Origin of the sequence: Moraxella sp. CTOTU47915 (assembly GCF_031986685.1) — a bacterium.
GTDB classification, from domain to species: Bacteria; Pseudomonadota; Gammaproteobacteria; order Pseudomonadales; family Moraxellaceae; genus Faucicola; species Faucicola tetraodonis.
This window is the reverse complement of the sequence record NZ_DAMAAE010000001.1, coordinates 355,858-369,741: the sequence shown is the minus strand read 5'-3', so window position 1 is coordinate 369,741 and position 13,884 is coordinate 355,858. Positions and strand designations below refer to the sequence as shown.

At 43.3% G+C, this 13,884-nt stretch carries 14 protein-coding genes and 1 other RNA gene; 5 read left to right on the top strand and 10 right to left on the bottom strand.

The features are described 5' to 3' along the window. Positions 1-167 precede the first annotated feature (167 nt). Positions 168-1,355 carry an extracellular solute-binding protein gene (locus tag RTL34_RS01675; RefSeq protein WP_312114049.1) on the top strand — a complete coding sequence of 396 codons (1,188 nt, stop codon included), beginning with the start codon at positions 168-170 and terminating at the stop codon, positions 1,353-1,355. Here the strand turns inward: RTL34_RS01675 and RTL34_RS01670 are convergent. Together RTL34_RS01670 and smpB are read right to left on the bottom strand one after the other, a co-directional pair. Next, complete coding sequence (locus tag RTL34_RS01670) at positions 1,352-2,143, bottom strand: methyltransferase domain-containing protein (protein WP_203171596.1); 792 nt, start codon at positions 2,141-2,143, stop codon at positions 1,352-1,354. The genes RTL34_RS01675 and RTL34_RS01670 overlap by 4 nt on opposite strands. After that, positions 2,140-2,610, bottom strand: a complete 471-nt coding sequence (gene smpB / locus RTL34_RS01665; RefSeq protein ID WP_007115442.1) for an SsrA-binding protein SmpB — start codon at positions 2,608-2,610, stop codon at positions 2,140-2,142. The genes RTL34_RS01670 and smpB overlap by 4 nt, the downstream gene beginning before the upstream one ends. Before the next feature lie 449 nt (positions 2,611-3,059). Between smpB and coaD the strand changes: the two genes are divergently transcribed. The 4 genes from coaD to rnpB all read left to right on the top strand — a co-directional run bounded on the left by coaD (position 3,060) and on the right by rnpB (position 4,753). Further along, on the top strand, positions 3,060-3,584 hold the full coding sequence (coaD, locus tag RTL34_RS01660; RefSeq protein ID WP_051500269.1) for a pantetheine-phosphate adenylyltransferase: 525 nt from the start codon (positions 3,060-3,062) through the stop codon (positions 3,582-3,584). A 43-nt stretch (positions 3,585-3,627) separates the two neighbouring features. After that, positions 3,628-3,891: a YfhL family 4Fe-4S dicluster ferredoxin gene (locus RTL34_RS01655; RefSeq protein WP_007115444.1), complete on the top strand. Its 264-nt coding sequence runs from the start codon at positions 3,628-3,630 to the stop codon at positions 3,889-3,891. A 65-nt stretch (positions 3,892-3,956) separates the two neighbouring features. Beyond that, entirely contained in the window at positions 3,957-4,370 is a 414-nt protein-coding gene (locus RTL34_RS01650) for a PaaI family thioesterase (protein WP_007115445.1), read from the top strand. A gap of 28 nt (positions 4,371-4,398) precedes the next feature. Continuing rightward, an RNA gene (rnpB, locus tag RTL34_RS01645) (RNase P RNA component class A) lies at positions 4,399-4,753 on the top strand. A 133-nt stretch (positions 4,754-4,886) separates the two neighbouring features. On the opposite strand, the gene RTL34_RS01640 is transcribed toward rnpB, so the two are convergent. The 8 genes from RTL34_RS01640 to hemB form a co-directional block, all read right to left on the bottom strand. Next, positions 4,887-5,393: a BLUF domain-containing protein gene (locus RTL34_RS01640; RefSeq protein ID WP_050324054.1), complete on the bottom strand. Its 507-nt coding sequence runs from the start codon at positions 5,391-5,393 to the stop codon at positions 4,887-4,889. Positions 5,394-5,730: 337 nt separating this feature from the next. After that, positions 5,731-6,627 carry an acetylglutamate kinase gene (argB, locus tag RTL34_RS01635; RefSeq protein WP_065252347.1) on the bottom strand — a complete coding sequence of 299 codons (897 nt, stop codon included), beginning with the start codon at positions 6,625-6,627 and terminating at the stop codon, positions 5,731-5,733. A 61-nt stretch (positions 6,628-6,688) separates the two neighbouring features. After that, a complete protein-coding gene (locus tag RTL34_RS01630; RefSeq protein ID WP_312114043.1) occupies positions 6,689-8,257 on the bottom strand; it encodes a phosphomannomutase/phosphoglucomutase in 1,569 nt (522 codons plus the stop codon). A gap of 110 nt (positions 8,258-8,367) precedes the next feature. Next, entirely contained in the window at positions 8,368-8,832 is a 465-nt protein-coding gene (gene dut, locus RTL34_RS01625; protein WP_062334233.1) for a dUTP diphosphatase, read from the bottom strand. 187 nt (positions 8,833-9,019) lie between these two features. Then, entirely contained in the window at positions 9,020-9,589 is a 570-nt protein-coding gene (locus tag RTL34_RS01620) for a porin family protein (RefSeq protein ID WP_312114042.1), read from the bottom strand. A 399-nt stretch (positions 9,590-9,988) separates the two neighbouring features. Continuing rightward, the gene (locus RTL34_RS01615; protein WP_312114041.1) at positions 9,989-12,028 is read right to left on the bottom strand and encodes a UvrD-helicase domain-containing protein; all 2,040 of its coding nucleotides are present in this window, start codon (positions 12,026-12,028) and stop codon (positions 9,989-9,991) included. A gap of 207 nt (positions 12,029-12,235) precedes the next feature. Beyond that, positions 12,236-12,448, bottom strand: a complete 213-nt coding sequence (locus tag RTL34_RS01610; protein ID WP_050324060.1) for a hypothetical protein — start codon at positions 12,446-12,448, stop codon at positions 12,236-12,238. A gap of 423 nt (positions 12,449-12,871) precedes the next feature. Further along, complete coding sequence (gene hemB, locus RTL34_RS01605) at positions 12,872-13,876, bottom strand: porphobilinogen synthase (RefSeq protein WP_278932168.1); 1,005 nt, start codon at positions 13,874-13,876, stop codon at positions 12,872-12,874. Between the last annotated feature and the right edge of the window lie 8 nt (positions 13,877-13,884).

Here is a 13,884-nt window from a genome sequence, read left to right as displayed (position 1 = left end):
GACAAACTAGGGTTAAAAAACTATTCATTCAAAGTTTTTTTAAGAATTATGTTGGGGCAAAATGCTATAATCATCCAAAGTTTTTTAGGCGCTCTATTGAGCGATGATGTATTTAGCCATCATCCATTGAGCGATGGTCAGGCAAAGCTGTTGAAGAAGGTTAAGCTGTGTTGAAAGCAAGTGATGGGATGGATTGTATGATGGGTCATAAGGTGCGTACCAATGTCAATGCGCAATCATCAGCCATCAGCGCTTTGTTAATTGCCTTGGTGAGTATATCGGGTGCGTTAACTGCCTGTAGTCCTTCCTCGACGCCGCCATCCACAACGTCACAATCGGCTTCGACTGCTAATGGCAATAATGCCAGTAATACCAATGCGACACCAAATGCAAGTATTGCGAGTGCGGCTGCTGCAGTGCCCAATCAACTCACGATTTACACCTCCATTGACAAAGCAGCGCTTGAGCCGTTATTAACTAGTTATGCTAGGCAAATCAATGTGCCGATTCATATCGTGCAAGATGAACCAATGTCAATTTTGGCACGGTTGAAAGCAGAAGGTGCCAATAGCCCTGCGGATGTGATCTTGACTGAAGATGCAGGTATTTTTAGCACTGCAGTCGAAGAGGGGCTGTTACAACCCTTTAATGCCGAAAAAGCAGTGGCACATGTCCCAGAGCGTTACCGCGATCCTGATGGCAATTGGATTGCGTTATCGAGCTACGCGCGTACCGCAGTGTATGATAGTCGTGTACTCCACACCAATGACATCTCAAGCTATGCCGATTTGTCTAAACTAAAATGGTCACAAAAACTGTGCCTAAGCCAAGGCAAATATATCCCTAATCAGTCACTGGTGGTCAATCTCATCAATAATCTGGGCGATAAACGCACCCAAGAAGTGATGCAAGGCTGGCTTGCCAATATAAGTGTCCCTGTGCTGCTGGATGACAGTGAAGTGCTAAAGGCCATAGAAAGCGGCAAATGCCAAATCGGTCTGGTCAACAGCAACCACTACGGACGCTATCTACAAGCGCATCCCGATACCCCGATTAAAATCAAATGGATCAATAAGGGCTACGGCGGCGTCAGTACCAACATCACAGGGGTTGCCATTCCCCATGCCGCCAAGCATACCGAGTTGGCGCTGGGGCTGATTGAATGGCTGGCTGCCAAAGATCAGCAATCACTGTATGCCAGTTTAAGTAACACCTTTCCAATTGACCCCAATGCCGAAGCCTCAGTATTACTCAAGTCTTGGGGGGATATCGAAGTCAGCCCGATACCTGTCAGACTGTATGGCGAAAGACAAGCGTTGGCAGTCGATTCAATGCAGCAAGCGGGTTATTACTAATTAGCTTTGCTCACCAAAAAATGCAAATAACGCCCTAGCCATTTATATGGGTCTTGTCCGCTATAGGCGACTTCCATATCAATCACCGCTTGTGGATTGGTATGTCCACCACGCTTGAGCGGTGAGTAATCATGAAACACCCGTAACCCTGAGGTATGCAAGATTTGGTAATGATGGTCGCCAATCCAAGCAATCACCTCATCTTTTGCCACCGGGTGATTGGGGGTCAAACTGCCATTATCGGCTTTAAAATCTTTATTATGTAGTAGATTAAAATTGCCCATCACCAAGTTACGATACACAAAGCTGGCAGGGTTATAAAAACACAGCGATAGCACCCCTTTTTCAGCGCCATCATCGACAAGCCACCTATCAAAAAAATCCATAATCAGTTTGGGCTCAGCCAACCACTCAAGCACCGCATGGCACAGAATCAAATCGTATTTGCCCGTTAATTTATCATCCAATTGCTGATAGGGGCAGGTATGCCAAGTGATATTTTGTGCTGCCTCGCCTGCATTTTGTTTGGCAATCTCAAGAATATTGGCAGAGATGTCATTGATGGTGACATCATGACCGTCTTTGGCAAGCTCGATACTGATTTGCGCCAAGCCTGCACCAACATCCAACATGCGAAGGGGTCGGGTGTGTGTCTGTTGCCATGACTTTACCCAGCCAAAAATATCATGGCGCAGCACGGCAAGGCGAATTTCACCTTTTAAGCCGCCGTAAATTTTTTTTTCAAAATGCGCGCTGATGTCATCAAAATTGCGGTCTTGGTTCATCATACAAGATTTTTCAGTCCGCGCTGTTTTTCGCGTTGATAGTCACGCTCTTTTAAGGTGGCGCGTTTATCGTGCAGTTTTTTACCCTTAGCAAGGGCAATTTCGCATTTGACGCGGCCATGACTCCAGTACACTTTGAGCGCTACACAGGTATGACCTTTTTGGTTGACCATGCCAAAGAGCTTATCAATCTCGCGGCGGTGTAGTAGCAGCTTACGGGTGCGAAGGGGGTCAGCGACAATGTGAGTCGATGCCGATAACAGCGGCTGAATGTGCGCGCCAAACAAAAAGGCTTCACCATCTCTAAAAATCACATAGCTTTCGGTGATACGCATTTTACCGGCACGGATGGATTTGACTTCCCAGCCGAGTAGCTCAAGCCCTGCTTCAAAGCTTTCTTCAATAAAGTATTCGTGACGCGCTTTTTTGTTGCTGGCAATCAGGCTAGGCATTTTTGGTTTTTTAGTCATTTAGGTTTCCTTGCTGCAACATCGCGGACGTACCCAATGCTGCACAGCGTGTGTTAATAATTTTTTTGCCATAATCTTATTACAAGAGTCGTGTTGCATAAATCAGTATGACAAGCCGTTTAATATGGCGATAAATCCCAATAAATCAATTCTTGGGTTTTGATTGCTAAGTTTAAGTTTTTGATTATGGGGCTTTGGATTACTAAGTTTTTGATTGCTAGGTTTTTCATTACTAAGTTTTTGATTGCTAGGCGTTACCCTAATTTTTCATTAAGCTTTGGGTAAAATGCTGCAAAGCTGTCATGATAACACGCTAAACACAAATTGATAGTGAGATTTGATTGTTAATTGGGGTCAAATTTTGCTAGGATTAGCAACAAACTAGCAATCTTTGTTTTAGCCGTATTGTTAGCGCCAAATAGCGCATTATTTATCATAAAGAGACAGCCATGTCAGCAGCCAGCCAGCCACTTGCCACCCCTTATACTAAAATTATCTATCCGGGTACATTTGACCCGATTACCAAAGGGCACCTTGATTTGATTAAACGCGCTTGCCGCCTGTTTGATGAGGTGATTGTCGCAGTGGCGATTGGGCATCATAAAAAACCGCTATTTACTTTAGAGGAACGGATTGGATTGGTAGAAAAAGCCTGTCATGATAAAGATTTGAGCAATATATCTGTGATTGGCTTTGATGGGTTGTTGGTGGATTTGGCAAAAAATCAACAAGCCACCGGTGTACTGCGTGGACTACGGGCAATGTCAGATTTTGAGTATGAATTTCAGCTCGCCAATCTCAATCGTGAACTAGACCCAAATTTTGAAGCGGTGTTTTTGACCCCATCGCAGCAATATTCTTTTATCTCCTCAACGCTGGTGCGCGAAATTGGCAAATTAGACGGTGATGTGAGTAAATTTGTACCGCCATGTGTCGAAGAGGCGTTTGAACGAAAAAAACAACAGGGTTGGTAAGTCGTGGTAAAATAACCGTTTCTTGGTAAATGTTTTAAAAGCTATGGCATTAATAATCACTGATGAATGTATCAACTGCGATGTCTGCGAGCCCCTTTGCCCCAACGATGCGATTTATGTGGGCGAGTTGATTTATGAGATTGACCCTGCGCTGTGCACCGAGTGTGTCGGTCATTTTGATGAGCCGCAGTGTTCGCTGTTTTGTCCTGTACCTGATTGTATCCCAAAAGATCCCAACTATCTAGAGACGCCAGCGCAGTTGCTGCTCAAATTTGAGCGCATCACCCAAACTAAAACCAGTCAATAAATTTTCACAACTGCTATTTTCACAGCGTCGATTTTTAACAACGCTATTGTAGATAAGGAATGTCTATGCCCGCCAATAAAGCAGAACTGAGTGCTTTTCTGAAGCAATCTTTCCCCCAAGCCAACTGCCATATCGAATCGGTTGGTAACGGTCAAGCCATTGTATCCCATCCTATCGGTGATGATGAATTACGACCGGGTGGCACGGTATCAGGGCCTGTGATGATGAAAGTGGCCGATGTGGCGCTATATGTGGCTATTTTGGGTGAAATCGGTATCGTGCCATTGGCAGTGACTACCAATCTTAACGTGTCTTTTCTGCGAAAACCCTCTGCACAAGCCAACCTTATCGCCAAATGCCAGCTTATCAAAGTCGGGCGCACGCTTGCGGTAGGCGATGTATTGATTTATTCAGAAGGTGATGACAGACCTGTGGCGCATGCAGTCGGTACGTATGCGTTGCCTGCTGACCGTGACTAAATAGATAAAGCCTGCTATAATGCTTGCCTTGGCAGACCAGACGAACGCTGCTTGTCCCTGTTTACAGTGGGTAAGGGGAGGAAAGTCCGGGCTACACAGGGCAGAGTGCCAGCTAACGGCTGGGGGGCGTAAGCCTACGACAAGTGCAGCAGAGAGTAGACCGCCTTAGCAATAAGGTAAGGGTGAAAGGGTGGGGTAAGAGCCCACCGCATGACTGGTAACAGTTCATGGCAAGGTAAACTCCACTCGTAGCAAGACCAAATAGGTGTCCGTATGGCGTTGCCCGCGTTGGACACGGGTAGGTTGCTTGAGCGTATTGGTAACGATACGCCTAGATGAATGTTCGTCCTAGACAGAACCCGGCTTATCGGTTTGCCATGCTTATTTTAATCAGCCTATTGTTATCAATAGGTTTTTTATTTTTACGGGTGGCAATAATATCGTTTTAACTTCCTGATTATTACAAACCCTGATAGCTAGCTTAATTTCTCGATTTAGTAGATTTGACATTAGCCACTAACCTTGAAACGGCAGGGTGAAATTTCGAATACGCATAAAGCGTTTACTAAACAGTGATTTGATAGGTTTTTGCGGCGTGATGTAAGTGATTCTTTGCTCTGACATGATATCAATCAGCTTGACGACTTCTTGCATACACCAACTATAGACATCAAATGATTCGATAAAAGCATGGTGTTTAAAGAGATAGGAATGCTTGGATAAATCAAAACAACCCATAAACCAGTTGTCAAATACGGCGTTTGAAATATAGCCTTGACCAATGATTTTGATATGGGTGTGGCGATTATCTTGTTTTAAAGCATGCAGCAAGTTTACACATGCTAACTCATCGCCTTCATAATACTGAAAAAACTTACCGGCATCGTACAGCAAAAAACCAGTGATACCAGAGCGGGTATTATTTTTAATCGACTGGTTCAGAATGTGGGTAAACGTATGTTGATTTAACGCTGCAGTTAGCGTTATCTCACTACAATAAGCCATAAAGTATTTTTGCGACATCCCAATAGTCCTTGGTAAGTGGTACGTGAATATCAACTTTAAATAATTGCTACTATCCGCTACAGCCGCTTGCAACATTATATAAATTTGCAAATTAAAATAGTCATGATAGTCAATATTAGAAAAAATACCAACTACATTTGTGTTGTAATACTAAAATATATCCTATCGTTGGTATAAAGATTAGCGCAACTGGGCGATTATTGTTGAGAGAGGTAATATTGCTAATAAGCACAATATTTGACCAATATCGTGAGCGAAAAAAAACCGCTTAAATCAGCGGTTTATTAACCCAAAAACAACTCAGAAATAATCCAGAAGTAACGCAAAAGTTACTTCAAGGATGGCGGCTGATGAGGGTGCCAACGCCTTTATCGGTAAAGACCTCTAGCAAAGTCGCATGAGGAACACGACCATCGACAATCACCGCACTTTTTACCCCGTTTTTTACCGCTTCTAGTGCATAGCTGATTTTTGGAATCATGCCGCCAGAGATAGTGCCATCGGCAATCATCTCATCCACCTTGCTTGGGGTAAGTCCAGTGGCAACATTGCCTTCTTTATCAAGCACCCCTTTGATGTTGGTGAGTAAAATCAGTTTTTCCGCGAGCATGAACTCAGCGACTTTCCCCGCCACCACATCGGCATTGATATTGTAAGTATTGCCTTCATCATCCACGCCAAGCGGTGCGATGACAGGAATAAAGTTAGAGGCAATCATCAAATCAATCACATCGCGATTGATGCTGACCACATCACCCACAAATCCCAAATCAATTTGTTGTTGGTTGCCTTGTTCATCCGTTTTGGTCATCGGTAATTTTTTAGCGCGAATGAGACTGGCATCTTTACCCGTTAAGCCAATAGCACGACCACCGTGTTTGTTGATGAGATTGACGATAGATTTGTTGACGCTACCACCAAGTACCATTTCCACCACATCCATGGTGGCTTTATCGGTCACTCGCATGCCATCAATGCGGTCAGAGCTGCGCCCCAATTCTTTAAGCAAGTTATCGACTTGTGGACCGCCGCCATGGACCACCACAGGATGAATGCCTACAGTCTTTAACATGACGATATCTCTGGCAAAAGAACTCTCTAATATCGGATCAGTCATAGCATTGCCGCCGTATTTGACCACCATCACTTTATCTTCAAAACGCTGGATGTAGGGTAGTGCTTCGGTCAATACGTCAGCGGTATGCATGGCCTGCTCAAGATCTAATGCCATTTCAAATCCTTATATAATTTTGCTAGAGACGTTTTTTAAAATGCGTTTTTAACAGCGGTGTTTATACAGGCTGAATTTGTGCGACTTGTTCGGCAAGGTTGTCATCAATCGTACGGCATAAGTCAACAAAAATAGATTGAATATGCCGCAGCTCAGCAACGTCATTGGCAGAAAAACGCACGGTCAAAAAACTGCCCGTATTTGACTTGCGTAAAATACCAAATCCCTCCGCAAAATCCAAGCGCAACCCATCAATCGTATTGACATTTTTGACCGCAAATGAGGATTTTAACCGTTTAAACGGCTTTTTCCCCAGTGCCGTGATACGAGCAATCACGGTTTGACCATAATGGTTATCGGCGATAGGTAAGTACATATCTGCCGTACTAATACAAATGGGCAAACTTGCTAGAATATCGTTAAGGCTGATAGGTTGATGGCTCAGCCAATTGAGCAAGCGGGCAGCTGCGTACATGGCGTCGTCATGTAGCACAAAATAGCCATCGTTAAAAATAAAATGCCCTGATAACTCACCTGCAAAAATCGCGTTGTCTGATTTGTTTTGTAACGACTTTCGCATCAAGCTACTGCCAGTTTTGGTCATCATCGGGGTGGCACCATGCGAAGCGATGAGACTGGGTACGTGATGCGAGCATTTGACATCAAAAATGACTTTTTTATCAGTTGATGTATACGTACTGGGCAATTCTTCAATGGCAATGCGAGAGAGTAGATAAAGCAAATTGTCAGGGCTAATCATCTGACCCTGTGCATCAATTACCATCACCCGATCGCCATCGCCATCAAAAGCCAAGCCAATATCTGAGCCTGTAGCTTTGACTGTGTGAGCTAATTGTGTCAAGCGATTGGATTGCGTTGGGTCTGGGTTACCTTGGGGGAAATTGCCATCGGGGGAGGCGTTTAGCATGATGCAATAATAGCCAAGCTGGCTAAATAGAGCCTCTGCAAAATCACTGGTCGCACCATGCATACAGTCGATGACAATTTGCTGTGGGGCATGAAAATAGGTGGTCTGAGTGAGTTTGGCTTGATTGATGTGAGTAAAAGCCTGCTGGATAGCTTGGATATAAGCTGCAAAAAAATCTTTGGGCGTTGAATAGTGGGTTTGCCTGATGGCATCAATAAGCCTGTCATCAGGCACGATGGCTTTGTAGCCAATTAAAGCCTCATAAAGCTGCTGCACATCATCACCGCTTGGCGACTCATGATTGATAAGCCATTTAATGCCATTGATATGTTTTTGCGAATGACTGGCGGTGACCATCAGCCCATTACCGGAAAATTGCTGTGCCATAAATGCCATCATCGGCGTGGTTGTCAATCCCAACCACTGCACTACTAGACCGGCTTGCTGGCAAGCATACGCCATATATTTGGCAATTTCTTGGCTTTGGTGGCGAGCATCGTAGCCGATGACAACCGTAGGTTTGTTCACCGCTAAAGTTGGCGTTGTTGCTGTCGTTTGGTGAGCATAGACAAAAAGCTCAGCAAATACCCTTGCCAATGACCACACAAAATCATCAGTAAATAAGGTGACATCACCCCGAATATCGTAAGCTTTAAAAAGAGATTTTTGTGGGAGGAAAGGATGAATAAACAGAGTATTCATAAAAAAACATCTAACTGATTTTATACCACCAGAATCATAGCATTGAAATTTGGCAAAATAATCAAATACTCTGTTATAAATTGTTAAAAAAAATGAGAAAACAGTAACAATTAATGAGTACCTGTAGAACCAAAACCGCCTTCACCGCGTACGCTGATATCAGAAAACTCCGCTACAATTTCAAAAGTCGGACGCGCAATCGGCACGACCAAGTACTGCGCCATTTTCTCGCTAGGTTGTAACACATAATCGGTTTGACTACGGTTCCAGATAGAGACCATTAATTCGCCTTGGTAATCCGCATCAATCACACCCGTCAGATTACCCAGTACAATGCCATGCTTATGTCCCAGCCCTGAGCGCGGCATGATAAAACCGACATAATCCGGGTCTTGGATGTAGATGGCGAGTCCTGTACCAATCAACTGGCTTTCACCAGCTTTTATGGTGATAGGCTCATCGATACAAGCGCGCAAATCTATACCCGCCGAGCCGTCTGTCGCCCGATGAGGTAGGGGAAATTTATCATCATTACCAATTTTAGGGCTTAAAATCTTGACTTGTACTTGCTTCATGCTTACCAACTTTTCTTAAATTTATAAAAAAATGTATAAAAACCACTATATTATAAACCTAAATGGCACGATACTGAGTAAATACTAAGCGAATACCAAGGTAAGTTTTCTTAACCCAAAAAAGAAACCAAAAAAAAGAGCAGCCATAGGCTACTCTTTTTTATTCACTATTCATCTATCAATTCAATTAGAATTTATAGTGAGCACCGACAGTGACTAAGTCTGAATCCACTGAAACATTATTTGTTACGTCAACTGAAGGCAGACGCGTATATTCAGCTTCTACAGATGCATTTGGCGAAAGGTTATAACCTAAACCGACACCACCTGCTACACCCGACTTGTCATATTTATCATCACCAAAATCAACTTGGGTTTGCGCAATACCTAATTTACCTTTGGCATAAACATTCGATGCTGGAAATTGGTATTTATAAGTACCATATAAACCCGCCGTGTTAGTGCTAATTTCACCTCTTTTCGTACCGCTATATTTTAGATCTTCTTTTGAAGAATCCACATATTCTACTTCTGCACCAAAGTTAGGGGTAAAGTTATAACCTGCATACACACCATAAGCGGTTTGGTTGTCAGTATCAAGACGGTCAACATCAGTATTAAATTGACCCGCTTTAACACCTACATAGGGTTGACCTGCGTAACCCACAGTATTGGTTTGATAAAGGGCAGCGTTTGCACCTGCAGTCACAACTGTACCTGCAATTAAGGCTAAAAGGGTTTTATTTAAAGTTTTCATCGTCTTCTCCTTTAGAAGTTTTTTGAAAAGCATCATAACAAGCCATGTAAAATTATTAGTTAAGTTAATTTGAATCTTTGGAATTCAAATATTGCCCTGCTTGTTTTGTTAAAGCCATCATAGCAAAATAAATTTAGATTACTGTCTGTGTTTAACAGGTCGGACGTTAAATTATGAAATGAAATTTGCCAAAAAGGTAAATAAGCTACTTATTTGAAATTTTTTGTTACATCTCCTGTCAAGCATCCTATTTCTAAGAAATATTTAGTTACATTTACTTGGATGCTTGGGTCAAATATTTGTCATACGGGCTGTTTTTGCATAAAAAAAGGACTTAAAGTCACCTTTTTTGCCCTTTCCTCTACGCCCTTTCTTTTATGCCGTTTTTTTATCAATTAATTATTTGGCGGCTTTGCTTTTGAGTAACGCTTGAATATTGGCCAAATAATCCTCTGCGGTTTTTTTGGGTTGGTGCGCTGCCGCTGATTTTTTCATGCCAGGGGCATCGATATGTTCTGCCGGCAGTTCGTCGATAAATCGGCTAGGGGTGGTGGTTTTCATTTGCCCGCCTGCACGGCGCTGTGCAGCCATCGTCATGGTCAGCTCTTTACGGGCACGGGTAATCCCCACGTACATCAAACGTCGTTCTTCCTCGATGGATTCAGCAATAATGGAGTTTTTATGCGGTAATAGTTCTTCTTCAAGTCCCATGATATAGACATAATCAAACTCAAGCCCTTTAGCGGCGTGTAGCGTCATCAGATTGACTTTATTGGTATTTTCCTCTTCCTGCTGCTGCTCTAGCATATCAAGTAACACAAGCTTACGAATGACCGCATCAATGGTGCGATCATCGTCATCATCCGCGCGGCTAATCAAGTTTTGGATACTGGCGTAAAGGGTTTCGATATTATCAATACGAATTTTTTCTTGCTGTGGGGTTTTTGCTTCGCTTCGTACCAAATCAATATAGCCAGTTTCATCAATCATTTGCTTGACCAGCGGCACAGGGTCGGGATGCTGGTATAGCTCTTGGGTATAACGCTCGATAAAATCAGCAAATTCTTTAAGCTCACCACTGGCTTTTTTGGGTAATACATGCGTCAGTCCACTATGACCACTTGCCATCAAGAGCGAGACTTGGTGTTCTTGGGCAAATAATCCGAGCTTTTCAAGGCTGGCAGGTCCAAGCCCACGTTTTGGGGTATTGATAATGCGTAAAAAGGCACTGTCGTCTTCAGGATTTAGAATCAAGCGCAAATAGCTCATAATGTCTTTGATTTCACTACGGGCAAAAAACGACGTGCCGCCTGATAACTTATAAGGAATTTGCAGCTGACGTAGCTGAGCTTCCAACATACGCGCCTGAAAGTTACTACGATACAGTACCGCATAATCTTGCCATTCATTGGCGTTGCGAAGTTTGTGGGTGATGATTTCTTTGGCAACGCGCTCTGCTTCATCATCATCGTTACGACAATTGATGATGCGAATCAGCTCGCCATGCCCTTTATCTGACCATAATTTTTTTTCAAATAAATGCTCATTATTGGTAATCACTGAGTTGGCAGCGTGCAAAATACGCGACGTCGAGCGATAGTTTTGCTCAAGCTTAACCACCTTTAATTTGGGGAAATCCTCTTGCAGCAATGCCATGTTTTCAGGTTTTGCCCCACGCCATGCATAGATGGATTGGTCGTCATCACCCACCACCGTAAAACGCGGCTGCACGCCAACGAGCAGTTTAATCAATTCATATTGCGCGGTATTGGTATCTTGGTATTCATCTACCAATAGATAGCGTATCCGATTTTGCCATTTATCACGTACTTGGGTATTTTCTTGCAACAGCCGTGTCGGCATCACAATTAAGTCATCAAAATCCACCGCATTGTAGGCACGTAGGTTACGCTCGTAGAGTTGATACAGCGTTGCAAATAGCATATCTTCAGGGTCGGTCAGCGTATCCGCTGCTTTTTCAGGCGGGACTAGGTCATTTTTCCAATCCGAAATCATTTTGATAGCTTTACCGACCAATTCGCGGCTCTCGGCACCGCTCATGTTGTCTCGCACCATCAAATCCATCAACAGCCGCTTGCTATCTTCGGCATCCATGATGGAAAAATTGCCTTTAAGCGGTGTATGCAATAACTCGTAACGTAAAAACTGCAAGCCAAATTGGTGAAAAGTCGAGACAGTTAAGCCTTTGGTTTTGTCACTCGGTAATAATTTTTGCACACGGGCTTTCATCTCGCGAGCCGCTTTGTTGGTAAAGGTGACCGCGGTAATACGCTCAGCTGGCATTTGGCACTCTTCAATCAGATAAGCGATTTTACGAGTAATCACGGATGTCTTACCCGAACCTGCACCTGCCAATACCAGCAAGGGTCCAGAGACATATTGCATGGCTTCTTGTTGGCGAGGGTTTAATTGGCTCATAGTCGCTTCCACCGTTAATAAAAGTTGCTCAGTAAAAAATGGACAATCGACTATTATAGTCTAAAGCGCAAAAGATAAGGGCATAGTTGACGGTAAAATTTTAAGAATTAATCCGTGCAATAATCCATAAGCCGGTGGTCGTCAATGACTGCCATAAAAAAAAGATGCGGCATCGCATCTTCTATTGATTGAACTAATAACAATATATTAATTATGGGTAGACAATACCACCTGTTGGCTCGGCTGATTTAAGGTACTAACAACCGCATCAGTCGGACTTATCGATGGCTGAGTATCCTTTGTCAAATCGCTTGACAGTTTAAAGCTGAGTGCCAAAAATGACATCATAGCCACTGCCATCATGGCGTTTTTGATTGGGCTATTAGCAATCGAACTATTAGAAATTGGTGCATTACTCATCATCTTATCCTCGATTAATCAGCTAGCAGATACCACTCTCGTCTTTTATTTGTTATTAACCTCATTATCTGCTTATTTTTTTCAAAAATATAATGCCAAAAAGTAATCAATTATTGCAAAACGCTAAAAATGACTCGTCCAAAATTAGTAAGCTTAGTCAATAGGGGTAAATAAAAGTGTATATTGTTGCTTTACCTTATTGTGCATGAAATTGAGGGATAAACTAAGTTTCTATTTAGTAAATAAATGGGTAAAAAAATAATTAAAGTTAACAGATTTGTTATTCTCTATGACATTAAGTAAGTTTTTATAGGGCTCGTTATAGCGCTCGATGCTTTTAAGTTAATAAATGTAACATCAAAAAAAGGCGACACTGATTGATAAACCAGTGTCGCCTTTAAGTTTTAATCAAATTTTAAGATATTATTGATTGAGCTTTTGGGCTGCTGTCATTGCAAAATAAGTTAAGATACCATCGGCACCTGCACGGCGAAACCCTAACAGTGATTCCAAAATAACGTCCTCGCTTAACCAGCCGTTTTGTATAGCTGCCATGTGCATGGCATATTCACCTGATACTTGATACGCATAAGTCGGCACGCCAAACGTGTCTTTGACTTCGCGTACCAAATCAAGGTAAGGTTGACCTGGTTTGACCATTACCATGTCGGCGCCTTCTTGGATGTCAAGGGCGACTTCATGCAGGGCTTCGGCGCGATTACCAAAATCCATTTGGTATTGTTTTTTGTGTCCGCCTTTAAGGTTGCCTGCGCTGCCGACGGCATCCCGAAACGGTCCATAATACGCAGACGCGTATTTGGCAGAATACGCCATAATGGCGGTATTAATAAAATTTTCTCCATCCAATGCTTGGCGTAGCGCGGCAATACGACCATCCATCATATCGCTTGGTGAGATGATATCCGCCCCTGCACGGGCGTGGCTCAGGGCTTGTTTGGCGAGTATGTCAACGGTGATGTCATTGAGCACGTAGCCATTGTCGTCGACAATACCGTCTTGACCATGGGTGGTATAGGGGTCAAGCGCCACATCAGTCATCACTACCATCTCAGGTAAGGCGTCTTTAATTGCTTTGATAGCAGTGCAGGCAAGACCGTTCTCATCATAGGCATGTTCAGCCTGTAGCGATTTGAGGCTTGGGCTAATGACAGGGAATAAATCAATGGTGGTGACGCCTAGACTGAGTAGTTGCTTAGCATACTCAATCAGCAAGTCCACGCTCAAACGCTCAACGCCTGGCATGCTTGCCACAGCTTGGCGCTGCTGTTTACCCTCAATGACAAACACGGGTGCAATCAGATGCTTGGGTTCAATGCTAGTTTCTTGCACCATGGCGCGAATATTATCGTTGTAACGTAGGCGACGTAAGCGAGTATTGGGGAATGAACGGTTAAAAATATAACTCATAAAAACCT